Origin of the sequence: Paenibacillus sp. M-152, assembly GCF_003856555.1 — a bacterium.
Lineage (GTDB): Bacteria > Bacillota > Bacilli > Paenibacillales > Paenibacillaceae > Paenibacillus > Paenibacillus polymyxa_C.
Map to the genome: position 1 here is coordinate 428,561 of NZ_CP034141.1, position 25,992 is coordinate 454,552.

Here is a 25,992-nt window from a genome sequence, read left to right on the forward strand (position 1 = left end):
GCTTTTACATGAACTCCATGTAGGGCGACCATTTTTTTATCTATGATATTCCGCTTCAGGCTATCAGATTAGACGATGGAGGAACGTTCATCCAGAAATTCGGACGGCGAGCAGCCTGTTAAGCGTTTGAAGATCCGATGAAAATAGGAAACATCGCTATAGCCCACATACTCCGAAATTTCACGAATCGTTAGCCGCGACTCGGTTAGCATGTAGATGGCGGTTTTAATACGTTGCGTATGTACATGCTCGCTAATCGTTTGGCGTGTGACCTCACGCAGCAGTGTCGCCGCATAGTTGGGGGTTTTGCGGATGGCGTCGCCAAGCTCTTCTTTGGTTACCTTTTCCCTGTAGTGATTCTGTATATACTGTTTCATATGTTCCACATGCCGCTCTTTATCGCAAGAAATGGCGCCTTTGTCCCATTCCTGGTTCATATAAATCATGGCCTCGGTCAGCAGACAGTCAGCCATCAGAGTATAGTAGCTTGGGTGTTCTGTCCATTGATAATACATCGATTTGATCCGTTCATGCAGCATATCGTAGCATCCTGGTTTGATCAATAACGGCTGGTCTGTATTCAGTATGGGAAGTGCGCTGTTCGTACATGTTTTGCGGCAATGTATCACATACTTGGTATGGAAAAGCGTAGGGATACTCTTACCATAGTAATTCAGATGAGCGGGTAAAAGCAGTGCTTCACCCTTGCCAAGAATGAACTTGCAATCGTTCACCCAATATACACATTTGCCAAAGGTGACCAAAATGAACAGTAAGTCATCGTGGCCGCTATTTGCACCAGTCTTTTCATACCAGTCCACACCGTTGTCCTGCCGTATATCCACCAATGTAATCACGAAACTCACTCCCCGATGTCTTCAACATTCACTATACTGTAGTACATTCATCATACTATAGTTCATAGTCTTGGTGCACGGGTACAGGTAGAATAGAAGCATATAAGTTTAATGTAGATAGAGAAGCAAAGTGGAATAGAAGCCATACAGTAAAGACATTCAGGAGGATGACATTACTATGCTTAAAACGAAAATTATTTGTACTATGGGACCTGCCTGCGACTCCATTGATTTGTTAAAAGAAATGATCCAGGCTGGTATGACGGTAGCTCGCTTAAACATGGCTCATGGGGAGCTGGAGGATCATGTTAAACGTATTGAAAATGTAAGACAGGCAGCGAAGGAAATGAATACCTGTATCCCTGTCATGATGGATATTAAAGGACCGGAAATACGGATTGGCAAGCTGAAAGAGGCATCTGTTCTACTGAAGCCAGGCAGCCAGCTCATTCTGACCACGGAAGAGATTTTGGGGGACGAGCATCGTATTTCGGTGAATTACCCAGATATGCCGAAGGATATCAAAGCAGGTGACCGCATTCTCATCGACGACGGTTTGGTTGATCTGACTGTAACCTCCATCGAAGGAACCGAGATGATTTGTAATATCGTAAGCGGCGGTATTTTGAAGCCGAGAAAAGGTGTGAATCTGCCAGGGATTCATACAACTCTTCCAGGCGTGACAGAGCGCGACGTGAAGCACATTCAATTTGGGGTGGAGCAGCGTATCGAGCTTATTGCGGCTTCTTTTGTGCGTAAAGGCGACGACATCCGTGAAATCCGTGAGATTTTGAAGGGACATCATGCCGAGCACGTACAGATTTATTCCAAAATTGAAAATGCCGAGGGCATGGAAAACCTGGATGATATCATCGAAGCTTCGGACGGTATTATGGTAGCTCGTGGCGACCTGGGCGTGGAAGTGCCGATTCAAGACGTGCCTGTGATGCAAAAAGAAATGATCGACAAGTGTAATCTGGTCGGTAAGCCCGTTATTGTCGCTACTCACATGTTGGAGTCCATGCAGGTGAACCCGCGTCCGACGAGAGCTGAAGTTAGTGACGTGTTCAATGCCGTTATGCAGGGAGCTGACGTAGTGATGCTGTCGGGCGAATCTGCTGCAGGTAAATACCCTGTTGAATCCGTACGGACCATGGCTGCGGTAGCTGCCAGTGCAGAATCCCAATTGGATTACCAGGAGCAGTTCGATAAGCGCAGAGCACGCCAAAGCACCAACATTACTGAAGTCATTAGTCAGGGTGCGGTGAGTTCGTCTCTGGAGCTGGATGCCAAAGCGATTATTACCTCGACTGCCAGTGGATTCACGGCTCGTATGGTGTCCAAATATCGTCCGAAGGCACCGATCATTGCGGTTACTCCGAATAACACAGTATTCGCTAAAATTTGCCTCTTGTCCGGTGTATTCCCGATTAAAGGGGATAAGGTAGCCACAACGGATGAAATGTTCGAATCTTCCATCCGTAACGCGCTGAATGCAGGCTATATCCATAAAGGAGATACTGTAGTCCTGTCAGCAGGTGTTCCTGTCGCTGAGGCGGGCACTACCAATCTGATTCGGGTATATCAAGCGTAAGTTACATCAAATACAAAAAAAGGCGCTGATCCTCTATGGATTCAGCGCCTTTTTTATGTTCGGTCGTGTCCTAGGCTTATAGGCCGAACACACTTTTGGCAACGACTTGTGTCAGTTCTGCCTTATGGGCTTGGTATTGCTCAAGGGTAATGCTCTTATTGGCCAGTCGTTGATCCAACTGCTCCGTCAACTGAGCTACCTGTAAATCAACGATAGCCTGAGCATCCTGATTATTGGTTTGTGCAATATCAGCCAAGGTTTGACCATTATATAACGCATCATATAATTGCTCATCAGAGGATATACCCAGTGTTTTCAACAAGTCATCATCCTTGGAAGCTTCATTGTCCTGTACATGAAGGGCTCTCTCTGGAGCCAGTGCAGCAGCATTAGTCCGACTTCCCCAAGTGGATGACTGCCCAATAGATAACGCCAGCAACAGTGTGCAGATGACCAACATTCGTTTTCGATTCATAAGTGTAAATCTCCTTTTGTGTTTCATTAAATTTCTGACGGGGTGGAACGGTATATGGATATCCAACGGGAGTGATGTTTATGCCTTTAGCCCATCCGGCCTATGTAGTTACCAGATTCTTAAATACATCATACACGCCCAATCTTAGCGCCAGCTTAATACTCGTTTAAAATAAACTAAAAGAGAAGATTGTAAACAGGTAGCGCTAAAAAAATTCGCAGATGACAAAAAGAGGATATGAAAAAAACCTCCTTCACAAAAGTGAAAGAGGTTTTAGACAACTACATCAAATTACAATTTAGGGTTTTGCCCATACTTATTGTCGCCAGGCTGACTGTCTAGACATGTGAATACAAGCAGCACAATGCTCCCAAAAGGAACCAAAGCGATCAGAATCCACCACCCGGTTTTGCCCGTGTCGTGTAGTCTGCGGAAAAGAACTGCCAGAGACGGTAACAAAACAGCCAAGCCATAGATAAATGACAATACGAAAGGAAGTCCTAAGAGGAAATCCAACAAGTATAATACCAGGCCAGCTATCGCATTGAACAAAGTAAACATCCAGTATTCTGTACGTCTTGCTCTACCTTGGAATCCTACATAGTTTTGCAGCACTTTTAAATACCATTGCATAAATTTTCACCTCCTCATAAAATGTAAATATTTGTATTACAATTATCATAAAACAGTTATTTTTAAATATATCGGCAGGTAACATATAGGATTTTACTTGTCAAATTATAACTTTAAACTAGGAATTAAAGCAACACATTTATTAATGTTAATAATTAAATGAATTATTTATAAAAATATAAAATTACATATTGAATTTTCTATACCCATTGAATAATATAGAGATACGATTACCATCTGGTTTGAATCGTCCTTCTTAATAGAAGGAGGTTTTATTTTTCGAATTATTTGAAAGCGCTTTAATACAAAGGAGGAGATGATCAACATTTAATTTGAGAGTGAGGAAGTTAATACAAACATAATCCTGACCGTCTTATTCATTATTGTTTTATGTTATCAGGAATGTTCAAAACGAGAGGAGATTGATTTATGAAGCAATTATTTGTTCGTAAAGTAACGGCCGCTTCTCTGGCAGGTGCGCTGTTGTTGCCTGCTTCTCTGGTGGGCGCCGAGTCAACACTCAATTCAGATACAGCTGGGATTCAAAGTGTAGAGCAAACTTCCCTTCAAGCTCAAGGTCTGGAAAATGTTTTAAGCCAAAGTAAAAAGGCCGTCTCCTTCAAGGAGACTTCCGTACATGATCCATCCATCCTGAAAGTGAAAGACACATTTTACATTTTTGGCTCACATCTGGCGGCTGCCAAGTCCAAGGACCTTATGAATTGGGATACAATTGCGACAGGTGTGGCAAATGGTAATGCATTGATTCCCAACGTCAAAGAGGAATTAAAGGAAGCGCTGGATTGGGCGCAGACAGACACGCTGTGGGCAGCTGATGTCATTCAACTGGCGGATGGCAAGTTCTATATGTACTATAACGCTTGCAAAGGTGACTCCCCGCGTTCAGCTATGGGCCTAGCAGTTGCTGATAAAATTGAAGGACCTTATAAGAATAAAGGGATTTTTCTGAAATCCGGCATGTGGGGTCAACCGAGTGAAGATGGGACGATCTATGACGCAACCAAGCATCCCAATGCCGTAGACCCTGACACTTTCTATGATAAGAACGGCAAGCTGTGGATGGTATATGGCTCCTACTCCGGAGGCATTTTCATTTTGCAGATGGATGAAAAAACAGGGAAGCCTCTGCCAGGCCAAAGCTACGGGAAAAAGCTGACGGGCGGTAACCATGCTCGTATGGAGGGGCCGTACATACAATACAGTCCACAAACGGACTACTATTACTTGTTCCTATCCTATGGCGGATTGTCAGCGGATGGCGGATACAACCTGCGTGTGGCTCGGTCCAAAACACCAGATGGCCCTTTCTACGATGCTGAGGGCAACGACATGATCAAGGTTAAAGCGAATCCTGATAAACCTCTTTTTGATGACGCTTCCATTGAGCCATATGGTGTCAAGTTAATAGGTAATTACTTGATTCCAAGAGAAATTGGCGATCCGGGAACAGGGCTGGGTATGGGCTATGTGTCGCCTGGACACAACTCGGCTTATTATGATCCCAAGACGAAAAAGCATTTTGTCATTTTTCACTCCCGTTTTCCGGGGAGAGGCGAGCAGTTTGAAGTACGTGTACATGAAATGTTCATGAACGCCGACGGTTGGCCTGTAGTTGCTCCTTATCGCTATACAGGAGATGAGGATTCACTGAAAAAGCTGTCAGAGAAGGATGTCATCGGTCAATACTCGTATGTAAATCACGGGAAGGAAATTTCGGCCAATATTAAGCAAGCTGTTACCGTCAGTCTGGATCGCGGTGGCAAACTGTCTGGCGGAGTGAACGGTACATGGAAGCTGGGGGCAGACAATCAGCTGGAAATTACAGCAGATGGTGCGAAGTACAAAGGGGTATTCCTGCGGCACCGTGATCCAGACACGGGAGCCAAGACGCTTGCTTTTACCGCATTGTCCTCCAAGGGTGTTGCGGTATGGGGTTCGCTAAAGCCTGACCTGAAGGCCAGCAAGATTGTAGCTGCGGTGCAGAAGGATTTGAGCCTAGGCGATACGAGCAACGTTTTTTATGATCTCACGTTACCTACTCAAGCTGCACAAGATACCACTATTTCGTGGGAATCTTCCCGCCCCGAGATTATTTCTGTCACTGGTGAAGTGTACCGTCCAGAAGCTGGTTCCCAGCCTGCAGCAGTTACATTGACAGCGACTATTAAAAAGGACAAAGCGACTGCAAAGAAAAGTTTTACAGCCATTGTTCCTGAACAGGCTCAGGGTCCTCAGCTCGCATGTTACTCGTGGAGTGAGGATCAAGGCACCTCGGTTGTTGACAGCACATACAACCAACTCGACGGTAAGACCTATGGCGGTGCCACATGGGACAAAGACGGGAAGCTTGGCGGTGCTCTTGCCCTGAACGGCAAGGATGGTTACGTGCAGCTGCCCAATACGGTAACGGATGCGAAAGACTTTACCTTTTCCGCTTGGGTGAACTGGAAGGGCGGAGCAGCTTGGCAACGGATTTTTGACTTCGGCAACGGCCAGGCTCGCCATATGTTCCTCACCCCTTCTCAAGGAAGCGGTGTACTCCAGTTTACAATCCATGAAGGTACGGATCAGAGCTTGCTTTCCAAATCATCATTACCTCTAAACCAGTGGACCCATGTGGCGGTTACACTGGAGGGGAATACAGGGAAGCTGTATGTAAATGGTGAAGAAGTAGCTGTAAATGACGGTATTACCTTTAACCCCAATGAGTTGCTGACGAACGAGGCGTATCTTGGTAAAAGCCGCTTTGTTGCCGATGCCTACTTTAACGGTAGCCTGGATGAGGTACAGTTATATAACAAAGCGCTGACAGCAGAGGAAATTAAAGCACTGGCGGATTTGTAATTAAAATGAGCAAATAAAGCAGAAGATGAACTTTTTCTCAAGAAGTTCATCTCCTGCGCAACGTTGTGTATATTTATTTCTTGATTACTGGTATAATAGGAGGTAATTGCGGATATAATGTTTTAAGTAGGCGTTGATGATTCACTCTTGTCTGATGAAGACAGGTTGAAGCAGCAATAGATGACATGAGCACTCTGCATAAATTAAATTCTCCAGTGCTTGCGTTTTCAATACACTTATGGTAATATGAGTATATTGAAATTGTGACCTGAGATTCACATATTGTAGAGGGTTATTGTTTTAGGTTGAAATAACCTTGTGCAATATGTGAATTTTTATTTGTAAAAAATAAAGGTCATATAAATATATTTTGGAGGTAATTCCATGCAAACAGGTACAGTTAAATGGTTTAACGCAGAAAAAGGTTTCGGTTTCATCGAAGTTGAAGGTGGAAGCGATGTATTCGTACACTTCTCCGCAATCCAAGGCGAAGGTTTCAAATCTTTGGACGAAGGCCAACGCGTAGAATTCAACGTAGTTGAAGGAAACCGTGGACCACAAGCTGAGAACGTTGTAAAACTGTAATTTTAAATTACAGCCTACTTCAGATGCCCCGAACATAGCGTTTGGGGCATTTGTTTTTATCTGTTCACAAGACCGTTTTTGAACTGATTACATCTTATCGCTTTATAAATCATGAAGAAAGAGGGATGTTTATGTACAATTCACGGAAAAAGCCAATGGATGAGATTCCTGAGGAAATAACAACAGTTTGGAATTGCGCCAGTGATACATGCAACGGCTGGATGCGGGATAACTTCGCTTTTTCTGTCGAGCCGACATGCCCCATTTGCGGTTCTGCCATGGTGAAGGGCGAGAAAAAGCTGGCTGTTTTGAATAATACGAGCTTTAATCATACCAAACAATCCTAAGCGGATACATGTTTGTAGTGAAAGATGCCCCATAGCCATAACGGCGCTGAGGCGTCTTTTTTGTTTTTCTGAGAACAGGCTTTCAATTAGGGTGTAAAGAGGATGGGGATAGTATGCTCAGTAAGGTGGAATTAAATTCAGGTAGTGCTTCATAAAATACACCATGACCACTTCGTTCGAAAGGAATAAGCCTGGAACCGGCAATTCCTTTTTGAGTTTGGATCGCTAGGGGGAAGGGGCAGACTCGATCCAGCTTGCCGTGCAGAATCCACGTAGGCACGTGTATACATGGCAAATCGGGCCGTAAATCAGAGTCACGCAGTGAATACAAAGTACAAGCCATGCTATGAACCGAAGCCGCAAAGCCCTGATCACGTAACCAGTCACGTAAACTCTGGCTGACAGGATTGGCGAATAACATTTCGCCAAATGATGTTACCAGTTGCGGGCGATCTGTATAGGCTTGTTTGATGAGTTTATCTACCTCAGCGACAGGAGTACCGTAAGGAAAGTCGCTGGTTGGGGTGAATCGAGGCGTGGCAGCTCCGATCAAAATCAGCTGGTCAACACCCCATCCCCGGTGCCTACTCATGTAGCGCGTAACAATAGCTCCCCCCATGGAAAAGCCGATCAGTCGTATATGGCTTAATTGAAGGGCCTGTATAACAGCCAGGAGATCGTCTGCCAGTCGATCATAATGGTAGCCATGCCATGGTCGATCAGACTTCCCGAACCCCCTAAGATCTACTTGAATACAGCGGTATCCGTAAGCAGGCAACAGGGCGACCTGGTATTCGTACATTCGATGGTCCAGCGGCCAGCCGTGCACCATCAGAACAGGGATGCCTTCTCCTATATCTTCTACATACAGCTTAACGCCACGTTCCACTTCAATATAATATCCCATGATGCTCCCCCCTTTAAAAATCACGAAATTTCGTTCTCTCTCACATATATGTAGCCAGGGCTTAGCTCATTCGAAAAAGGGGTGAGATCGTCGCTATGCAGGTATGAAATTAGTAAAATATGTATGTCATCCTGCATGGGGATAGGATATACTTATGGAATGAAACAGCATTGGGAGAGTGGAACAATGACACCATCAAAAACATTAAAATGGATCACAGGCGGATTGGAGCTATTTTTTGCTATTCCTGTTTTGGGCGGGCTGCTCGTCATAAATTCTGCGTATACTGTATTGTTCTTTATGTTGATTTTCCACATTGTTACGTTGGTGCTATCGGTGACTAATAAAGAGGCTTATTATGGATCTATTTTAGGGATCGTGACCTCAGTTGTTGGGTGGATTCCATTTGTGGGCTGGTTAATGCACTTGCTCTCAGGCATATTTTTGATGATTACCGCAGCCCAACAGCCGCGAGATCACTATCGTAATCGCAATCCCTACGATGATTATCGCTACTAGGGTCAATATCGCGCCGAAATGATGAAAGATCCTGTGGAACAGGATCTTTTTTAGTTATGAAATCTTCCCATGATTATGGTGTTGTAGTATTGACCATCTGAGAGAATCTTGTCGTTTTTTAATAACCCTTCGATTTCAAACCCATGCTTTTTATAAAGCTCAATAGCTTTATTATTGGTTTCCAAAACTTGTAGAGTCATTTTCTGGATACCGTTGGAGTCTGCCCAGGAAATAGATTTTTTCAAAAGATTCGTACCGATTCCATAACCCCAGAAATCCTTTAGTACACACACACCGAATTCAACTTTATGAGCGAATCGACGCAGAAGATGACCTTCACATCTTGAAAATCCAACGACTTTATCATGAACGACCGCAACTAAAAATAGATTTTTGGCATGCTCTGTATCGGCTTTAATAAGCTGTTCAAAACCGGATGTACTTATGAATGCTTCTCCCTTCTCTCTGTCTAAATTTTCAGTCTCTCCATCAATTAGCACGCGGATTTCCGACAAGTTCATCGCATCCTGAATCATAGCCGATCTGATGGTATAGCTTACTCCTTGTACATTAAATTCCTGTTTATTTATTTTCATTACATACTCCCTTTACCTGAATCAGGATAAAAAATGTGATCTCTGGTTTATGTTAGTTTACCACATATTGTATGTAATGCATGAAAAATAAGCCTGTCCTCTTCTGTTGTATCGCAGTAGAGGACAGGCTTATTCATTCTCGATCCGTACAGGGAAGCCGGATGGAGATTTTATTATTATGGAGTGGCTGTATCAGATTAACAAATGGTTTTTACGAATATGACTTATCGAGCTACAGCTTTTGGAAAACAGAAGCTGTAGCTATTCTTGCTTAGCAGAGGCTTTAGCTGTATTTGTTTTGGCGGGAGCCTTGGCCGCCGCATCTGTTTTAGCAGGAGCTTTACCTGTTTCTCCTTTAGCCCCGTCTACTGGTGGCTTAGAGGGCTTAACGCCATTCACCATATCGGTAATCATTTGCTTCAGGTTGGAAACACGTTGATTATATTCGCTTGCGGTAATCTTGCCGTTTTGTTTTTCCGTAGCGAGTTTTGACTTCATATCCGAAACCATCACATCAATCACGGAGTTTACGCTCACGCCTTGTGCTTTGGCGATCGTAGCAAGGGATTTACCGGCTTTCAGCTGTGTATCCAACTGACTGGAGGACAATTTTAATAGTTTCAGGAGAGCCTTTTTCTCAGCATAGTTTCCTCCTGCGATTTGTGGACCGTTAGCATCACCGGGGTTTCCCTTAGGTGCCTGTGCTTTGTTTGCAGTGGAAGCCTTATCAGGTGTAGTTGAAGCAGCATGGGCTGCGCTTGTGGAGTACAGCGCTCCGCCTCCTAAAAATGCCAACGCCAACGTTCCGGCCAAAATTGCTTTCTTGGTGCTCTTCATCTTCATTTTCCACCTTTCGGTTATGGTTTGTTTGGTACGTGATACATCATAAGGGATTAACTTGAATGCTATCTGAGCGCAAGCTGAGCATTTACTGAATGAAATTTGGATGGCAGGACTAACTAACATTTTAACGAATTGTACTTGTATTAAGTGTATTAAGTGATATAATACACTACAGGCACGATAGATACAGCCTAATTAGGGGGAAACACCCATGGAAGAACAACGGGTTGGCTCGTTCCGATTTTTAATTGACTTTAGCCAGCCATTATATGAACAAATATTAAATCAAGTACGAAGCTCCATTGCTAAAGGGGAGATCGAAATGGGAAGCAAAATGCCATCTGTTCGTGATCTGGCGCAGGAATTGCGTATGAATCCGAATACTGTGATGCGGGCGTATCAGGAGTTGGAGCGGGACGGATTGACTGAGAAGCGGCGCGGCCTGGGTACGTATGTAACTTCGTCCAGTGAACGGATTGCCAGCTTTCGCGAACAATTGGCTATGACGTATATAGACCAGTTTCTCGGACAGATGAGCAGCCTGGGATTATCCTGGGAAGATGTACAGCATTATATAGAAAGCCGACAGGACGAAGATCACGAGGAAGGAGGCAAAAAGGCATGACAGAGTCTGTGGTAACCGCAAAGAAGCTGATAAAGCAATATGGAAATAAAAAAGCATTAGACCAACTGGATGTCGTCATTCCGACAGGACGTATTGTAGGTGTGCTTGGGCCCAATGGCTGCGGGAAGTCCAGCTTCTTTCGAGCCATCACGGGGTTGATTCAGCCGGACGGGGGCGAGCTTCAGGTGCTGGGCCAACAGCCAGGCTGGGAAACCAACCGGAATATATCCTATCTTCCTGACCGGGCACGCTGGTATCCCAATCATACAGTTCAGCAGACGCTGGAATGGGGGAAGTCCTTTTTGCCTGGCTTCAATATAAAGGATGCCTATAAACTTGCTGACCATATGGATGTGGAATTGGAGCTAAAGATGGCCGGGTTGAGTCGCGGACAGGAGGCACGTGTGCTGCTGATTCTGTGCCTGGCACGAGAAGTACCGCTTATGATCCTGGATGAACCTTTTGTAGGCATAGATGTTCTCTCTAGAGAAGCGATCGTAGCTGGGATTATTGATTATTTGGAGGATCGGCAACAATCCATACTCATTAGCACACATGATATTCAGGAAGTGGAAGGCTTGTTTGATTACACGGTCATGATGGACCGCGGGCGAGTGATATGGTCTGGTGAATCGGATGATCTGCGTGCAGAGCATGGCTCGCTGAATCAGGTGTTCCGCAATTTGTACAAAAGGGAGTGGAAGGCGTGAATTCATCCGGGCTGTTCAAAGATTTAATACGCCATGAATTTCGGAATAAAGGAAGTTGGAGAAAGCAAAGCCGTAATCGACTGCCCAGATCGTGGAGACTTGTATATTTCTCACTATTTCTAATTGCGGCGTTCGCGATTTCCTTGTACTTCGCTCTTCACAACCAACTCGAATTGACAAGGCTGTGGTATGTCACCCTGGGCCTGCCGTACATGATCGTTTTTATGGGTGTGGGAACACTCAGAAGAGAATGGGAAAATGATACCTACGGCTGGTGGCTGACCCTTCCTTATCCGCGTATGTGGTTGATTAGCGCCAAATGGATTGCTGCTATTTTACAAACCATTGTCGTGATATTGATCCTGTTTGTGGTAGGTTCTCTATACGCGCTGTTTATCTCATCGACCATACAGGCTTATACGTTTGCGGATGCAGCGTCTTTTATGATAGCCGGCTTGAACTGGTTTGTGATGATTATTGGTTTTACTCCGTTGGTTATTGCGGTGGGTCTGCTGACGGCTAGTACCAAATACAGCACTTTGCGGCCACTTAGCCCGATTCTGTGGATTCTTTTGATGGGTGGAGGGAGTATCTTTTATTGGTCAGGCGATCAGCGGATTTATGAGCAGTTTGATCGTGTCCAAAACGGACATTGGTTTCCTTTTACCTGGCATTTCCCGGTTGCGGTGTTGATTAGTTGGGTTGCTGCATATGCATTGATCCGCTTGAACGCTTATTTGCTGGAGAAAAAGCTGTCGATTTAACTTTGGATAAATGACTATATATTAGAAAGGAATTTCACCATGACGACAATCTTTATTTATGCGTTGATGGCTGTTCTGGTGGGGCTAATGATCTGGTTGAGAACCAAGAGACGAAGGGGCCCGGTAAAAGGAAATGGATTCCGGATTTTGCTTCCCATGTTTATTGCTTTCCCAGCTATGATGATATCGGTATATCAATTGATGCATATTCCTGGTCAAACGTACGCGCTCCCCGCCTTTTGGGAACTGTTGGTTGCTGGGTTATTAGGGGCTCTGTTTGGCTACGTTATTTTGCTGCATACGGCCTATGAAAGACGGGATGACGGTCTCATCTATCCCAAGCCGAACCAATATTTTAAATATATTATTATCGCTATTATTTTGATTCGCGTTGTTCTGACCCAATACCTCAGTAGTCTGGGTACGACCGAAATTAGCATGCTGGCTATTACGATGGCGCTGGTATATATCTCAATCTGGCGAATTGGGAGCTTTATCAAGTTCCGGAGAACGTTGTCCGTATAACAATATTAATGAGGTTAATAGCGGCTTTCTATTCAAAAAGCGTCTATTCGCTTGGTGATAGGAGCCGTTTTTTTGAGCTAACTTTATTAGTGCATGTTATTCATAATAAAATTATGGAGAGTATCATACATTGTTATTGCTTTCCATATCCTTTATTCTAAGGTTTGTGATTTGCGTGGCAACAGTCATAAGTATAAAAATTCAAAGGAGGGTTATTAAGGTTTCAAATGATTTAAATGGGGTTTAAAGTTAGATAGGGGGGAATGTTTATACTTCCGCGGTTAACTGCAACTATATTGATTACATAAAATTTCATTTCATACTCTATTTTACAGGTTGAGAGGGGCTTACATTCATGAAAAAACATACGGTTACTGCTGCACTTGCTGGCTTGCTTGTTCTGTCTTCTGCTGTACCGGCTTTAGCAGCCGACGTAAAACCTGCTACGGGTATCCAGGTTTGGGTAGATGGCAAGAAGGAGGCTTACAAAATTGCGCCTATCGTGAGAAACAAGCAGGTGTTGATCCCCCTGAGACAGTTGGCCACCAGTTTAGGAATTCCACTGGACGCCAAGCATATTACATTCAATACGGTGCGTCAAAGTACGACGATTCGTTATGATCAAGCGACGGTTGTACTAGTATCCGGCAGTCCGGAAGCACAAATCAACGGGATTAAGGTACCACTGTCCACCTCGACCATCTTGACCAAGCAAGGGGTAACCTATGTGCCGGTCGATGTCGTCAAAGAAGCGTGGGGCAAGCAAGTGATTTGGGATCCGGCCAGCCAAACCTTGCAAATCGGGGTGAGTAATAAGGATAAGGTTGTAGAGATTCTGAAAAGCTTTGAAACGGGTGATACGAAAGCAGCTGAGGCTTGGATCAGCAAAGATCAGTACATTCAGCATAATCCGAGCTTTGCTAGCGGGAGAGATGCCTTTTTGCAAGGGATTAGCCAATCGAAGGGAGCCAACGTACTGGTTGAAGTCCAGCGGGTTATTCAGGACGGCAATGATGTAGCAGTACATTATAAAAAGTCTATTGCAGGGAAAACGAGTATTGGTTTTGATATTTTCCGCTTCGATAGCAATGGTAAAATTGTTGAGCATTGGGACAACATGCAGGACTCAGCTCCAACCAATCCAAGTGGACATACCATGATTGACGGAACAACACAAATCACGGATCTCAACCAAACCGAGACGAACAAAACGCTGATCCGCAAGTTTGTAGATGATGTGCTGGTTGGCAAAAATCGTGCAGCATTGGAAAGCTATTATAGTGGGGATCAGTATATTCAGCATAATCCTCTTTTTGGTGATGGTGTATCCAGTCTGAAGCAAGCATTATCGGCAGCAGGTCAGGGAGCTTCTATTGGATATGATCAGGTGCATATGGTTCTTGGAGAAGGCAACTTCGTGCTGGTTGTAAGTGAATTGAAATCTCCTAAGGGGACTTCAGCTGCTGTCTATGATCTGTTTCGTGTGGAGAACGGCAAAATAGCCGAGCATTGGGATGTAGTTCAGGAGATTCCAGCTAAAACAGAGTGGAAAAATACGAACGGTAAATTTTAAAAATTGCCCATATAGTGCGATCTGATTGGCACTTTCCAGACCGTCCTGTTCTTGTTAAAATGATGCAAACATAGATCAGGGGGATGACGATGGAAGGTTTGAAGGAACGTGTGGGTTGCCTGCATGCGCATCACTCGAATATAGCTTATGTGGAACGGGCTTTTGCTTCTTATGAGGTGGAACTGGTACATTTTGTGGAACCGGGACTTATGCGCCGGGTCTCATCGGACCGGCACTTTTCTGCGGATGATGCCAGTCGCAAGGTAGAAGAGCAACTGAGTTGGATGTCTCAAAGCGATCTAGACGTTATTTTGATAACGTGCACGAATTATATTGCTTTGGCGGAGAAGGCTCAAGGGGCCGTGTCTACACCAATAGTCGCACTGGATGAACCCTTTTTTCATGAGATGTGCGATGATTTGCTGCCACGAACCTTGGTATTCACGAATCCAGCTACTGTAGAGGGCACGATGAAGCGTCTTTATCATACGGCCACTCTATTAGGCAAGCCGGAACTCTCTTCACTGATAGAGGTCAAGGTGGTGGAGAGCGCTTTTGAACTGATTATGCAGGGACGTAAAGATGAGTATGAGGAATTGCTGGTTCGCTCATTGCATGAGCTGAGGAATGCTGATCCAAGCAGAGAGCTGGCTGTCGCACAGCTATCCATGGTTGATGCTGCTTTGCAGGTGGAGCTGGAGACGGGGCGGACGATTGCCAATCCCTTACGGTCGTTGGCGAATTTAATTAAGGTTTTGTTAGGTTAAATAAGTATAGCTAAAAGAACTTCCAACCCATTTTTGGGACAGTGGAAGTTCTTTTTTTGGAGGTTGGCGGGTGGGGCACCTCTTTTGCTGTTCATTAGAGATTCTGTTGGTCTTGGGTGATGAATGCTGCGCCTGCCGATTCTCTTTGAACAAGCGTAACGTACAACCGCTCATGCTCCACGTCTTCCCCGGCAATGATTTTGAGAACCTGTTCGGCGGCTACAGCGCCCCATTTTCGTTTGGAATAGTCAATCGTTGTCAGCCGGGGCTGAATATATTGCGCTAGCTCGATATTATCAAAGCCGACGATATGAACATCCTTGCCAATGGTAAGATCTGACTGAGCCATTCGATTGTAAAAGCCTACGGCCATTTCATCATTGAGACAAAATACGGCTACAGGCTCCGAATCCGGGTCAGCCTGCTGCTGTAAAATGATCTCAGCCGCCTGCTCGCCGCCGGATTTCTCGAAATTGCCGCCTATTTCGACCATCTCGGCGACACCGCTGCGTTCAATGGTCTGCTTGACCGCCTGCATCCGCTGCCAGGAATCATAAGAACCTTCTGGTCCGGTCACAACATATAACTTGCGGTGTCCCAATTCCAATAGATGCTCTACTGCGAGCGCGGCACCTGCTTTGTTATCCAGCAGCACCTGATTAATGTTAGGATGATTCAGTTCACGGTCCAATACGACAATTTTATGTCCCCGCTCGGCGTAGTTTAGCAGCTCCTGACTATCAAACGTCTGATCCAGTACAATGGCTCCATCAATCATGCGTTCTGGCAGCATTCGATGTGATTGCTTTCCGCTGCATACAATGAGGTCATAGCCCTTTCGGTTCAATATTTCCTTGATGCCGTACAGCAAATCTCCATAAACGTCTCCGCGAAAATCAGTCAGGAATACGCCAATAATTTTGGTTTGCCTTTTTTTGAGATTCCGTGCGGCGGCATTTGGCACATAGTTAAGCTCTTTGGCAATGGCTAAAATACGTGCGCAAGTCTCTTCTGTTACCTTATCGCTACCGTTCAAAGCATATGAAACGGTAGATATGGAAACGCCCGCCTGTTTGGCGATATCTTTAATGCTGACCACAGCGTCACCTCCTTGTGTCCGTCTTATATCTGCTATTGTATATTCATTATTAACCACATATCTATTCCAAATGTCGTAGTTCTACATGCAAGCAGCAAAGGGCGATCCCGCAAGATCGCCATCCCTTTGTTGCCTATACCAGATTTCGCTTATGCATCATTCGATTTTATAAAATAATCTCCAGGCGGTGTACACCATCATGTTCTGCTAACGCCTGCTCGAAAGTCACGCGTTTGATACGCAAGGCACCGGAACGATAGCGATTATCATCGGCTGGCTCGCTTTCCAGAGGGGCACCGTTCAATACTGTACGACCTTGCTCACCGCTCGTATGCTCTTGCAGCATGCAATAGACGAAGGTGATTGGCTTCCCTGCAAAGGAAAATTTAAATTCCAATCCGTCGAGATCGTCTGGCAGCACAGGGTCCAGGATCAGGTCCTCGCCTGACTGACGAATACCAAGGACATTCGATATGAGCTGATTCATGTAGATTCCCGGACCGCTGGAATAGATTCTCCAGCCACCCTTGACGGGCACGGCTCCTTCCCGCAGTTCACCAAAGCGTTCCTGTGCTTCATAGCGGGTGTTAAATTTACCGTCCGAGCTGCTGAAATACGCGTTGCTTTGGCGCCATTCGGCATTCGGTACGGTCGCACGGATGCCGACCGGATTGATGAGCTTCAGGCTATGCCAAGCGTCATCCTTGCGTCCTAATTTGGCCATAGCTTCCACAAAGCGGATATGAGCATGCACATATTGCAGCCCGACCTCACGTCCAAAGTTGGCCGCTTGCTCTGCACGCTTGAAGTGCGAACTCACACCGCCGTCATATTGTGCAGGGCGGTTCATCAGACGCACACCATCCGGGCAGAGGAACTGCTCGCGGATGAGCTGCTCGTGAGCCAATGCTTGCTCAGGCGTGAGCAACTGGCTAATCATGCTGCGTGTCATCGGCAGCAAGCGGTAGTGGATTCCCGTCTCGGTGTCGGACGGATGGAGCATCAGCTTGGGTTGACCGGGCTCTTCCATATATACGAAGCCTGGAATAATTCCACTCTCCAGCATGTAGCGATTGAAGTCTTTACGGATGCCGTTCGCCATCTGATGTAGATCTTGTGCGATCTTATCAGCTTCGCTTACTACATCTGCAGGAGCTTGCTCCAACGCAGCAGCAAAGTTACGAACCACTTGGTAGGTGAGGGCAACCGTCCAGCTGCTCGCCATGTATTGCTTCAGCTGCGCATTGGCTGGCTGGAGCGTGTCGTCCCAATCGCCATCGCCATAAGCCGATAAGTACGTGTCATGCAGGAAATTTTCCCGAATATATTCGATTTCCTTCAGGGCATGTTCCATAAGGGTCGCAGTCTGCTTGGTATAATCGAAAGTATGCCGATGAGTGTAAGGCACATTTTCTCCCAGAATACTGTAATCACGGGTAGCGGTCAAATAATCGCCCAGTACCTTGAGTGGCCAAACGATAATATCCCCATGGCTTTCTTCTTGCTGCACGTGAGTATAGTTGTCAAACATAAACCATTGCGGCCAGTTTCCGCTGTCTTCATACTGATGGCTGAATACAGTTAACAAAATGGAACGAACCTCATCAAACTTTTGCACCGCCGAAAAATATTCCACAGGCCCCTGACATACATCGCGTGTTCCCCAGGCTGCTCCGCCGTATTGCTCCAGACCGTGAGGCACAGAGTAGTGGACGAGCATATTGTGGGTGTACCACCAAGCCACTGCGTTCACACGGAATAGCTCGCTGGTTTCCTGTTGGCCAAGCGTCAGATGGAAGCCATTCATAAGCTCGGCAAAATATTCCCGGTAGCGCTCACGCTCATCTTCAAAGGAGGCGTGAAGCTCTTTATGTGCTCGGTCCTTCCCGGTCGAACGGCCATGCAGCCAGCCCTGTACAGTGCAGGTCCATTCGCTGCTGTCGCCCAGTTCCAAAACGACCAGTGACGCATCAGGAGAGGCTCCACCCTGTAGCAGTGCTTGAGCATCACTCACCTGCTGTAACGAAGCGCCTGCTACGTGCATGCGGTACAAAAGGTCCGGATAAGCCTCGGCGCTTAGGGAGGCGGAATCAGCTCTAAAGAGCAGGTCGTCACCTTCGCGTTCCATATGAAACGGAAGCTCGTATTCGTTCACATGCATAGACATTTGCTGAGTGATCAGGAATGGGTAAGCTTTGCCGCTTGCCGAGCGCATGTGAAGCCGCACTTCTGGGCGATCGGCATTCGTATGGTTTGTAATAATGAATGTATCGTCAGCCGTTTTGTAATACCAGCGCACATAATTAAAGCCAATCTCGAACAGGGAAGGCATGGTGAGCAGGCGGTATTTTCCTTGAATTCCGACGTAGATACGTTGACCGGATGTCTTGGGAATATTGAGCGCATTACGCACGTTGGTGATCATTTTGTTGAAATTGGTATTACCGATCACGAGTTGGGAATTGAATACCCCGTACATATAGGAGGTGGTTGTAATGGTTTCTTCCTTACCTCCAGAGTAATGCCCACCCATTAAAATGTGCCCGTGAGGACGCTCTACACGAAGCTCTTTGGATTTGAGTACAACATGCTCATAGCTATCCGTAAAAAAGGAAAGTAGTTCATCGCCATCCCGTTCTTCTTCCTGGCGTTTCGGGAAAAGCTGATCCACTTCGGCATCGGTCAAGTCCAGCGTGCGCAGCGGTTCACCGATGGTTTGCGCTGTAGCTACACGTTCTGCCTGGAAGTCACTTGCGATGCGCGCTGGTATGATGGTCGCGGAAGCGTCCGCTAGAACGCCAACTACTTCATCGCGTGCTTTGGTTACCAGGTCCTGATACTCCAGCTTCGTCACTGCAGCCGGATGGCTCGGCTGGAACAGACCGTAAAACGTAAAGCGTGCTTCCCCGGCGAGTTTTACCCGCTCAGATTGCAGCGCTGTATAAGCGAATTCGTATTGATACACTTCATTGGCGAGCGAGTCGCGGCGCAGTGCTTCCGGCTCATTCGTTTCCTTGTAAGAAAGTCCAAAGAACTGAAATCCGTCAGTCGAGTATCCGACAGTACGAGTTAACGAGCCTTGTTGAATGTAAGGGAATGCCTGGCTTTGCGGCTGATTCTGACGTGAGCAAACGGTATAGCCTCTTTGTTCATCATGATAGACAGTATGGTCAATATATTGAGACAAATAAGCTTCATTACTGCGCACAGCAGCGGTATCGGCAATACCGATATCCTGACCGTACACAATATCTGCTTCAACGTCATCGCCCTGTAGGGTTACATCCCAGAACCATACTCCCAGGCGGCTTAGTGTGAAGGTCACCTGATAGCCTACACCGGCGGTGAAGCCTTCCCAAATAATCTGCTGATCCGTTTGTCTGATTACGCCGGGCGAACGAACTCCAAGCAGTGGAGTGATGCTTACGCCAGAAGGACGATACAGTCTCAGGTACAGATTATTCAAGGAACCATCGACTGAATTGGTCAACAGCTGGTTGATCATCGTTGAGCCGTGAGCGATCTTGTACACATCACCGCTGCTTAAGAAGGTAAAAGACAGGTCTCCGGCTCGCAGCAAAATATTTTGATCTAGACTTGTATTCATCAAAGGGAACGCCTCACTTTCCTGTTTCTTTTACTAACCGAAAACGGCCTTCTGTAGTATCTCGGCTGTTAGGTCCTGTAAAGACGGCAAATTCACCGCTGTCACTGTCGAAGCTCAAATCTGCATGATGATAGCGCAGCTGAGGCTCGGTCACTGTAAATTCCACTTCCTGGCTTTCGCCTGGGGCAAGCAGGACTTTGCAGAAATCTTTCAGTTCTTTCATCGGACGAACCGTATCACCGCTGATATCACGGACATAGAACTGAACCGTTTCCTCGACTGGACGTGTTCCTGTGTTCGTTACTTGTACTCTAACGGTCAGTTCTTGACCGGGAATAAGGGTATCGCCGGAAAGCTGTAAGCTGTCATAGGCTACATCGGTGTAGCTCAGGCCATAGCCGAACGGGAATAAAGGTTCGTTCGGTATATCTAGATACTGGGACACATAGCGTTCTGTCGTGTTCGGATCTAACTGTGGACGTCCTGTATTAAAATGATTGTAATACACAGGCACCTGCCCGACCGATTGCGGGAAGGACATCGTCAGACGACCCGTAGGTTGGGCATCACCGTATAACAAATCGGCAATTGCTGCGCCGCCTTCGCCACCAGGGAACCAGGCTTCCAGTACAGCGTCTGCTTCTTCGATGACACCGTGCAGATCCAATGGACGACCATTAAACAGTACGGCTACCATTGGTTTATTCAGTGTCTTCAGGCGCTTCACCAATTCCAATTGGGCCTGTGGCAGGCGAATATTCGAACGGCTGCCTGCTTCACCACTCATATCCGAGCGCTCACCAAGCGCTAATACGATGACCTCTGCTTGACTGGCAGCATGCAGAGCTTCTGTATATTGCTCCTCTGTTATGTCGTCTACAGAGCATCCTGCCGCTACGGTGAGCAGCGAGGAGGATATTTTCGAATGAAACCCGTCGACAACACGAATGGCTTCCTCTTGTGAACCGCTCCACGACCAAGAACCCAAAATATCGCCGCTCTCTGCAAAAGGTCCGATCAATGCAATACGTTGATTGCGATTCAATGGAAGCACGGAATCATTTTTGAGCAGCACGCATGATTTAATGGCTAGTTCTTTGGCAACCGCACGATGGGCTTCGCAGAACACAACTTCACGTTCACGCTCAGGGTCTGCGCCGCGTAGCGGATTCTCGAACAAGCCCAGCTTTTGCTTGAGCTTCAATATACGCATCACTGCTTCATCAACGAGGGCTTCATCCAGCTGTCCGCTGCGAATCAGCTCAGGCAGGTGTCCATTATAGCAGGAGGTCATCATTTCAATATCTACGCCTGCCAGCAATGCTTTCTTTGCTGCCTCCCGCTCATCTTCGGCGATGCCATGAGGAATAAGCTCTTTGATCGCGGCCCAATCCGAAATGAGTACACCGTCAAATCCCCATTCATCACGAAGCAGATCACGCATCAGGCGCTTATTGCCCGTTGCCGCTACGCCTTCTACGGTATTGAAGGACGTCATCACCATTTCGCAGCCTTCATCTAAAGCAGCTTTGTAGGAGGGGAGATAATACTCTCGCAGCTGCCATGCGGATACATCTACGGTATTGTAATCTCGTCCGCCTTCACCGGCTCCATATGCAGCAAAGTGCTTCACGCATGCGGCTACCCGCTCGGTATCATTCGTCAGATCTTTACCCTGAAATCCGCGCACAAACGCACGGGCAAATTGACTGTTGAGATAAGGGTCTTCCCCAGTGGATTCCATTACACGACCCCAGCGGGGGTCACGTACCAGATCGACCATAGGAGCGAATGTGACGTGAACACCAGATACGGCTGCTTCCCGGGCAGCGATAGTAGCGCTCTCTTCTGCAAGTTCCATATCCCATGAGCAACCAATAGCCAGCGGGATCGGGAAAATCGTTTTGAAGCCGTGTACAATATCTGCCATAATTAAAAGCGGAATACCCAGACGATTTTTACTCAAATGAGCCTGCTGAACACGAATCGCTTCCTGAGCTCCTGCAAGGCCGAGCACGGAACCAACATTGTGAACCGTTTGCTCGGTAATGCCGAGAGAAGCCATAGGACCAGTAATTTGGCCCTCTGTACCCGCTTCTTCAAAAAAGCCACCCACAAGCTGTAGCAGTTGGTCAACTTTTTCTTCAAGCGTCATGTTTTGTAAATAGGAATTCAGGTGTTGTTCCATCATAATCCTCCATAAGCTGTATGGTTGGTAGAACAGCTCTCTTTTTCAGATTCATGAGATTTTTTGGATAAGTTGATTCAAAAAAGTGCTGAACAGGCTAATAGCTAGTATAGAAGCATAATATTCTGTTGTATTATTAATCGAAACGTTTCTATTGTTGAACTCAGTTGGATTATATACGCTTTCAAATAGAGAGTCAAATGCAAAACGGAGGTCTTTTTATAGGATAAGTAGCGTAATAAAGATAAAATAAATGAAAAAAAGATGCGATTCTAAGTAAATAAAAAATAATATCCCTATTGAATACGGTTTCAATTTGTTCTATAATGACTATCGAAACGTTTCTATTGATGAGTATGGTCCTTAGGCTTTAAACATAATTGTTATAACGGTATGCTTTAACTGCTATGTATTTGCATGTATCAGAATTTTGCAAAACTCATGTACTTGAATCCGTTATTATATTGCATGATCGGTAAACAGATCATCTCGGGAGGAATTCGTATGATGAAAAGAACATTGGGGATCGTTTTGGCAAGCACCTTATTACTGGGGGGAGCGCTGGCAGGCTGTTCATCCAAGGATGATTCGTCAGGCAAAGATGCAAATGGTAAGACGACCATCACCATGTGGGGCATGGGAGCGGAAGGAAAGCTGCTGCCTGAGATCGTAAAAGATTTTGAGAAAGAAAATCCAGATATTCACGTTGATGTACAGGCGTTGCCTTGGGATAACGCTCATGACAAATTGCTCACAGCGGTTGCTTCAAAATCCGGTCCGGATGTTGTTCAGTTAGGTACGTCATGGGTGCCGGAATTAGCATCTGCGGGTGCATTAACAGATATCACGCCTTACATCAGCAAATACCCTGAGCTTGAAGCGAGAAATTTCTTCAAGGGCGCTGTGAGTACGGCTCAATTTGAAGGTAAACCGGTCGCCGTACCTTGGTACACTGAAACGCGAGTTTTATTCTATCGTTCGGACCTACTGAAACAGGTTGGATATAATGTAGCACCTAAAACGTGGGAGGAACTGTCCGATGCTGCTCAAAAGCTAGCGGCTCGGGGTAAAGGCAAATATGGTATCTCCTTTAGTGCAAAGGAGCAGTCCATGGGCTTTATGTTTGCTCTCCAGAACGGTTCCAAGCTGGTTGACGAGCAGGGCAATCCGCTATTTAACCAAGCACCGTTTGTAGATGCTGTGAAGTATGTAAATACCTTTTTCCAAAATGGCTCTAACGCAGTGGATATTGGAATTGATTCCGTTCAAGGTTTGCAAGGCGAGGGTATTGTTCCAATGTTTATCAGCGGTCCTTTCATGATTAAAGAAATCAAGAGCAAGGCACCAGAATTGGAAGGTAAGTGGAATATAGCGGAGCTTCCTGGCAAAGTAAACAACCTGTCCGTTTTGGGTGGAGCCAACCTTTCAATTATGAAATTCAGCAAGCACCCAGAGGAGTCGGCCAAATTCCTGGCTTACATGAGCAAACCAGAAACACAGCTGAAATGGATGGATCTGTCCAGTAACTTGCCTGCGACTACTAAATCGTGGGAAGATGCCAAACTGAAGAGTGATCCGATGCTTCGGACGATTCGCAAACAGTTGGATCATTCCGCAGCATTGCCGCAACTGGCCGCATGGGAAGAGGTTTCTCAACAATTCATCAAGAGCTTCGAACGTATTTACCGCGGTCATGCCGATGTACAGAAGGAAATGGATGACTTTAATCAGCAGGCTGCAAGTATAATGAAAAAATAATGATCCATATCCGTCATTGTCAAAGGGAGTGAAGGCATGAAAGGAAGCTCGCAGAAGCTTGCGCCATACTTGTTTATCGGTCCCTCCATCATCCTGTTAACGCTGTTTTCGTTGTTGCCGATACTACTGGCGCTCGTGATCAGCTTCACGGATATGGATCTGTCCGGACTCGTTAATTATGAAAGTATTCGCTTTATAGGATTGGAAAATTACACGAACGTGCTTTTGGACCCTTCCTTTTTGAAGTCCATTGGTAATACGTTGTTCTTTGTCATCATTGGTGTTCCGTTGGTGCTGATATTTTCGCTCAGCATCGCGATCCTGATTAACATGGGTAAATCACGTGCTTTCAAAATATTCCGCGTCGTGTTCTATCTGCCGTCCGTAACGAATGTAGTTGCGGTCGCAGTCGTTTGGAGCTATCTGTATAATCCGACGCTTGGATTATTCAACTACGTACTTGGTCTGATGAATTTAGGTCCCGTCCCATGGCTGACCGATCCAACAGTAGCGAAAATTTCGCTGATTGTGTTAGCGGTTTGGCGGGGCATCGGCTTAAACATGATTATTTTTATTGCGGCTATTAAAGGGATTCCGGGCTCTTATTATGAAGCGGCACAGCTTGACGGGGCCAATACATGGCAGCAAATTCGTTATATTACGCTTCCGCAGCTTCGTTACGCTATTTTCTTCGTGTCCATCACAACGATGATCGGCTGGCTGCAATTTTTCGAGGAACCTTTTGTCATGACCAAAGGGAAACCGCTGGACGGCACGCTAACGGCATCCTTGTTCATTTACAATAACGGCTTCCAATTTAGTAAATTCGGGTATGCCGCGGCGGGATCGTTCATTCTGTTCTTTGCGATCATCGCGGTAACGCTGATTCAGTTCCGTTTGCAAAATAAAGCGGAGTCCTGATAGAGAGAGGTGATGAACGTGAAAACAGCTGTTCAGCAAGCCCGCGCCAATACGCGCAGTGGTGAAAAAACATTTCAATGGTTCGTGGCGATTCTCCTGACTGTGGGAGGTCTGTTGATGGTGCTGCCTTTTGCGTGGATGATTTTATCCTCCTTTAAGACAGAGGGCGAGGTAACCAAAATTCCTCCAACCATCTGGCCGGAGCATTTTACACTGGATAATTTTAAAATCCTATTCGATAGCATGGCGTTTGGAACCTATCTGACGAATACGCTGATCATTGTCCTAGCTTCCTTCTTCGGATTATTCCTTAACGCCATGGCGGGTTATGGTTTTGCCAAATTTCAGTTTAAGGGCAAGGGCTTCCTGTTCTATTTGGTGCTGGCAACCATGATGATTCCAGGTCAAGTGACGATGATTCCCGTCTATTTGATTCTGAACCAGATGGGGTTGACCAACTCTATGCTGGGGATTGTCCTTCCTGGATTGGTGGGCGCGTTTGCGATCTTCCTCTTCCGGCAGTTCATGTCCGATATCCCAGAAGAACTGCTGGAGGCGACCCGTCTTGATGGAGCAGGTGAGTTCCGCACTTTTTTACAAATCGTGCTACCCATTTCGACGCCGATTATCGCGGTACAGGCCATCCTGACCTTCATCGGCGGCTGGAACAGCTTCTTATGGCCGCTCATTATTGCGAACGATGAAAAGCTGTACACCTTGTCCGTCGGTCTGTCACTGCTCAAGGGACAGAACGAAAGTCAATTTGCTCTGCAAATGGCGGGCTCGACCTTCATGGTCGTTCCGATCATGATTATCTTCATTATTTTCCAAAAGTATATTATCGAGAATTATACGATTTCGGGGATTAAGTAATAGCTTAATACGTAAATTGATAAAAACACAAAAACGGAGGACTTCCTAGTTTGGGCAAAAGAAGCCCTCCGTTTTTTGTGTATAAAAAAACGAAAATTCCTGGTCAGCTCATGTTCATTCTTAGAGAAGCTGCATCAGGATTTTGTTTATATATGGGGAACGGAAAAATGAAAGAATTAGAATTCAGATTGAGTGTTACGAAGGTGAATAAAAGTTTCGGTCTCCAGAATCATTAGGGTATGCATTACATTAACAACGACCGGCTTTTTTCAGCAAAGTGAACTATACTTTTATTATATTTATTTGAAAATATTTCAAAAATAATATGTTAACAAATTTTACATAATTACTTCAAAAAAAG

At 45.9% G+C, this 25,992-nt stretch carries 23 protein-coding genes; 14 read left to right on the forward strand and 9 right to left on the reverse strand.

Annotation, left to right across the window (positions count from 1 at the left end; genetic code table 11):
- Nucleotides 1-68: 68 nt before the first annotated feature.
- Nucleotides 69-857, reverse strand: a complete 789-nt coding sequence (locus tag EGM68_RS01895) for a helix-turn-helix domain-containing protein (RefSeq protein WP_058831171.1) — start codon at nt 855-857, stop codon at nt 69-71.
- 178 nt (nt 858-1,035) lie between these two features.
- Here EGM68_RS01895 and pyk point away from each other — a divergent pair, with 178 nt between their 5' ends.
- A complete protein-coding gene (gene pyk / locus EGM68_RS01900) occupies nt 1,036-2,451 on the forward strand; it encodes a pyruvate kinase (RefSeq protein WP_016820210.1) in 1,416 nt (471 codons plus the stop codon).
- Between the two features lie 76 nt (nt 2,452-2,527).
- On the opposite strand, the gene EGM68_RS01905 is transcribed toward pyk, so the two are convergent.
- Both EGM68_RS01905 and EGM68_RS01910 read right to left on the reverse strand, forming a co-directional pair.
- Entirely contained in the window at nt 2,528-2,926 is a 399-nt protein-coding gene (locus EGM68_RS01905) for a hypothetical protein (protein WP_058712128.1), read from the reverse strand.
- 291 nt (nt 2,927-3,217) lie between these two features.
- A complete protein-coding gene (locus tag EGM68_RS01910; RefSeq protein ID WP_013368969.1) occupies nt 3,218-3,559 on the reverse strand; it encodes a DUF805 domain-containing protein in 342 nt (113 codons plus the stop codon).
- A gap of 429 nt (nt 3,560-3,988) precedes the next feature.
- Between EGM68_RS01910 and abnB the strand changes: the two genes are divergently transcribed.
- From abnB to EGM68_RS01925, 3 genes are all read left to right on the forward strand, one after another.
- Nucleotides 3,989-6,424, forward strand: a complete 2,436-nt coding sequence (gene abnB / locus EGM68_RS01915) for an arabinan endo-1,5-alpha-L-arabinosidase AbnB (protein ID WP_129548563.1) — start codon at nt 3,989-3,991, stop codon at nt 6,422-6,424.
- A 384-nt stretch (nt 6,425-6,808) separates the two neighbouring features.
- Nucleotides 6,809-7,009 carry a cold-shock protein gene (locus EGM68_RS01920; protein WP_007428290.1) on the forward strand — a complete coding sequence of 67 codons (201 nt, stop codon included), beginning with the start codon at nt 6,809-6,811 and terminating at the stop codon, nt 7,007-7,009.
- Nucleotides 7,010-7,140: 131 nt separating this feature from the next.
- Nucleotides 7,141-7,356: a cold-shock protein gene (locus EGM68_RS01925; protein WP_013308357.1), complete on the forward strand. Its 216-nt coding sequence runs from the start codon at nt 7,141-7,143 to the stop codon at nt 7,354-7,356.
- 82 nt (nt 7,357-7,438) lie between these two features.
- On the opposite strand, the gene EGM68_RS01930 is transcribed toward EGM68_RS01925, so the two are convergent.
- Nucleotides 7,439-8,263, reverse strand: a complete 825-nt coding sequence (locus tag EGM68_RS01930) for an alpha/beta fold hydrolase (protein ID WP_058711935.1) — start codon at nt 8,261-8,263, stop codon at nt 7,439-7,441.
- A gap of 186 nt (nt 8,264-8,449) precedes the next feature.
- Here EGM68_RS01930 and EGM68_RS01935 point away from each other — a divergent pair, with 186 nt between their 5' ends.
- Entirely contained in the window at nt 8,450-8,782 is a 333-nt protein-coding gene (locus tag EGM68_RS01935) for a hypothetical protein (protein ID WP_025674377.1), read from the forward strand.
- 50 nt (nt 8,783-8,832) lie between these two features.
- Here EGM68_RS01935 and EGM68_RS01940 read toward each other — a convergent pair whose 3' ends face one another.
- Both EGM68_RS01940 and EGM68_RS01945 read right to left on the reverse strand, forming a co-directional pair.
- Entirely contained in the window at nt 8,833-9,378 is a 546-nt protein-coding gene (locus EGM68_RS01940; RefSeq protein ID WP_025674379.1) for a GNAT family N-acetyltransferase, read from the reverse strand.
- Between the two features lie 261 nt (nt 9,379-9,639).
- Nucleotides 9,640-10,215, reverse strand: a complete 576-nt coding sequence (locus EGM68_RS01945; RefSeq protein ID WP_129548564.1) for a hypothetical protein — start codon at nt 10,213-10,215, stop codon at nt 9,640-9,642.
- Between the two features lie 217 nt (nt 10,216-10,432).
- Between EGM68_RS01945 and EGM68_RS01950 the strand changes: the two genes are divergently transcribed.
- From EGM68_RS01950 to EGM68_RS01975, 6 genes are all read left to right on the forward strand, one after another.
- Nucleotides 10,433-10,846, forward strand: coding sequence for a GntR family transcriptional regulator (locus tag EGM68_RS01950; RefSeq protein WP_064795640.1), 414 nt, complete (start codon nt 10,433-10,435; stop codon nt 10,844-10,846).
- On the forward strand, nt 10,843-11,556 hold the full coding sequence (locus EGM68_RS01955; RefSeq protein ID WP_025674383.1) for an ABC transporter ATP-binding protein: 714 nt from the start codon (nt 10,843-10,845) through the stop codon (nt 11,554-11,556). Before EGM68_RS01950 ends, EGM68_RS01955 begins: the two co-directional genes overlap by 4 nt.
- Nucleotides 11,553-12,320, forward strand: coding sequence for an ABC transporter permease subunit (locus tag EGM68_RS01960; protein ID WP_025674385.1), 768 nt, complete (start codon nt 11,553-11,555; stop codon nt 12,318-12,320). Before EGM68_RS01955 ends, EGM68_RS01960 begins: the two co-directional genes overlap by 4 nt.
- Before the next feature lie 39 nt (nt 12,321-12,359).
- A complete protein-coding gene (locus EGM68_RS01965; RefSeq protein ID WP_025674386.1) occupies nt 12,360-12,845 on the forward strand; it encodes a CcdC protein domain-containing protein in 486 nt (161 codons plus the stop codon).
- A 355-nt stretch (nt 12,846-13,200) separates the two neighbouring features.
- Nucleotides 13,201-14,418, forward strand: a complete 1,218-nt coding sequence (locus tag EGM68_RS01970) for a stalk domain-containing protein (RefSeq protein WP_129548565.1) — start codon at nt 13,201-13,203, stop codon at nt 14,416-14,418.
- An 89-nt stretch (nt 14,419-14,507) separates the two neighbouring features.
- Nucleotides 14,508-15,185 carry a hypothetical protein gene (locus EGM68_RS01975; protein WP_129548566.1) on the forward strand — a complete coding sequence of 226 codons (678 nt, stop codon included), beginning with the start codon at nt 14,508-14,510 and terminating at the stop codon, nt 15,183-15,185.
- A gap of 94 nt (nt 15,186-15,279) precedes the next feature.
- Here the strand turns inward: EGM68_RS01975 and EGM68_RS01980 are convergent, their stop codons facing one another.
- From EGM68_RS01980 to EGM68_RS01990, 3 genes are all read right to left on the reverse strand, one after another.
- A complete protein-coding gene (locus EGM68_RS01980) occupies nt 15,280-16,284 on the reverse strand; it encodes a LacI family DNA-binding transcriptional regulator (protein WP_129548567.1) in 1,005 nt (334 codons plus the stop codon).
- 166 nt (nt 16,285-16,450) lie between these two features.
- Nucleotides 16,451-19,891, reverse strand: a complete 3,441-nt coding sequence (locus tag EGM68_RS01985; RefSeq protein ID WP_129548568.1) for a GH36-type glycosyl hydrolase domain-containing protein — start codon at nt 19,889-19,891, stop codon at nt 16,451-16,453.
- A 13-nt stretch (nt 19,892-19,904) separates the two neighbouring features.
- Nucleotides 19,905-22,079 (reverse strand): glycoside hydrolase family 3 N-terminal domain-containing protein, encoded by a 2,175-nt coding sequence (locus tag EGM68_RS01990; protein WP_080771871.1) that lies wholly within the window; start codon nt 22,077-22,079, stop codon nt 19,905-19,907.
- Between the two features lie 504 nt (nt 22,080-22,583).
- On the opposite strand from EGM68_RS01990, the gene EGM68_RS01995 reads away from it, so the two are divergent.
- From EGM68_RS01995 to EGM68_RS02005, 3 genes are read left to right on the forward strand one after another with little or no spacing between them, the layout of a single operon-like run.
- Nucleotides 22,584-23,837, forward strand: coding sequence for a sugar ABC transporter substrate-binding protein (locus tag EGM68_RS01995; RefSeq protein ID WP_040102342.1), 1,254 nt, complete (start codon nt 22,584-22,586; stop codon nt 23,835-23,837).
- A gap of 36 nt (nt 23,838-23,873) precedes the next feature.
- Nucleotides 23,874-24,758, forward strand: a complete 885-nt coding sequence (locus EGM68_RS02000; protein WP_013368986.1) for a carbohydrate ABC transporter permease — start codon at nt 23,874-23,876, stop codon at nt 24,756-24,758.
- An 18-nt stretch (nt 24,759-24,776) separates the two neighbouring features.
- Nucleotides 24,777-25,631, forward strand: coding sequence for a carbohydrate ABC transporter permease (locus EGM68_RS02005; protein WP_013368987.1), 855 nt, complete (start codon nt 24,777-24,779; stop codon nt 25,629-25,631).
- Nucleotides 25,632-25,992: the final 361 nt, after the last annotated feature.

Bases quoted from the DNA above. Each gene is read 5' to 3' on its own strand.
- pyk (WP_016820210.1), top strand. From the start codon at position 1,036: ATGCTTAAAACGAAAATTATTTGTACTATGGGACCTGCCTGCGACTCC.
- EGM68_RS01905 (WP_058712128.1), bottom strand. From the start codon at position 2,926: ATGAATCGAAAACGAATGTTGGTCATCTGCACACTGTTGCTGGCGTTA.
- EGM68_RS01910 (WP_013368969.1), bottom strand. From the start codon at position 3,559: ATGCAATGGTATTTAAAAGTGCTGCAAAACTATGTAGGATTCCAAGGT.
- abnB (WP_129548563.1), top strand. From the start codon at position 3,989: ATGAAGCAATTATTTGTTCGTAAAGTAACGGCCGCTTCTCTGGCAGGT.
- EGM68_RS01920 (WP_007428290.1), top strand. From the start codon at position 6,809: ATGCAAACAGGTACAGTTAAATGGTTTAACGCAGAAAAAGGTTTCGGT.
- EGM68_RS01925 (WP_013308357.1), top strand. From the start codon at position 7,141: ATGTACAATTCACGGAAAAAGCCAATGGATGAGATTCCTGAGGAAATA.
- EGM68_RS01930 (WP_058711935.1), bottom strand. From the start codon at position 8,263: ATGGGATATTATATTGAAGTGGAACGTGGCGTTAAGCTGTATGTAGAA.
- EGM68_RS01935 (WP_025674377.1), top strand. From the start codon at position 8,450: ATGACACCATCAAAAACATTAAAATGGATCACAGGCGGATTGGAGCTA.
- EGM68_RS01940 (WP_025674379.1), bottom strand. From the start codon at position 9,378: ATGAAAATAAATAAACAGGAATTTAATGTACAAGGAGTAAGCTATACC.
- EGM68_RS01945 (WP_129548564.1), bottom strand. From the start codon at position 10,215: ATGAAGAGCACCAAGAAAGCAATTTTGGCCGGAACGTTGGCGTTGGCA.
- EGM68_RS01950 (WP_064795640.1), top strand. From the start codon at position 10,433: ATGGAAGAACAACGGGTTGGCTCGTTCCGATTTTTAATTGACTTTAGC.
- EGM68_RS01955 (WP_025674383.1), top strand. From the start codon at position 10,843: ATGACAGAGTCTGTGGTAACCGCAAAGAAGCTGATAAAGCAATATGGA.
- EGM68_RS01965 (WP_025674386.1), top strand. From the start codon at position 12,360: ATGACGACAATCTTTATTTATGCGTTGATGGCTGTTCTGGTGGGGCTA.
- EGM68_RS01970 (WP_129548565.1), top strand. From the start codon at position 13,201: ATGAAAAAACATACGGTTACTGCTGCACTTGCTGGCTTGCTTGTTCTG.
- EGM68_RS01975 (WP_129548566.1), top strand. From the start codon at position 14,508: ATGGAAGGTTTGAAGGAACGTGTGGGTTGCCTGCATGCGCATCACTCG.
- EGM68_RS01985 (WP_129548568.1), bottom strand. From the start codon at position 19,891: ATGAATACAAGTCTAGATCAAAATATTTTGCTGCGAGCCGGAGACCTG.
- EGM68_RS01990 (WP_080771871.1), bottom strand. From the start codon at position 22,079: ATGGAACAACACCTGAATTCCTATTTACAAAACATGACGCTTGAAGAA.
- EGM68_RS01995 (WP_040102342.1), top strand. From the start codon at position 22,584: ATGATGAAAAGAACATTGGGGATCGTTTTGGCAAGCACCTTATTACTG.
- EGM68_RS02000 (WP_013368986.1), top strand. From the start codon at position 23,874: ATGAAAGGAAGCTCGCAGAAGCTTGCGCCATACTTGTTTATCGGTCCC.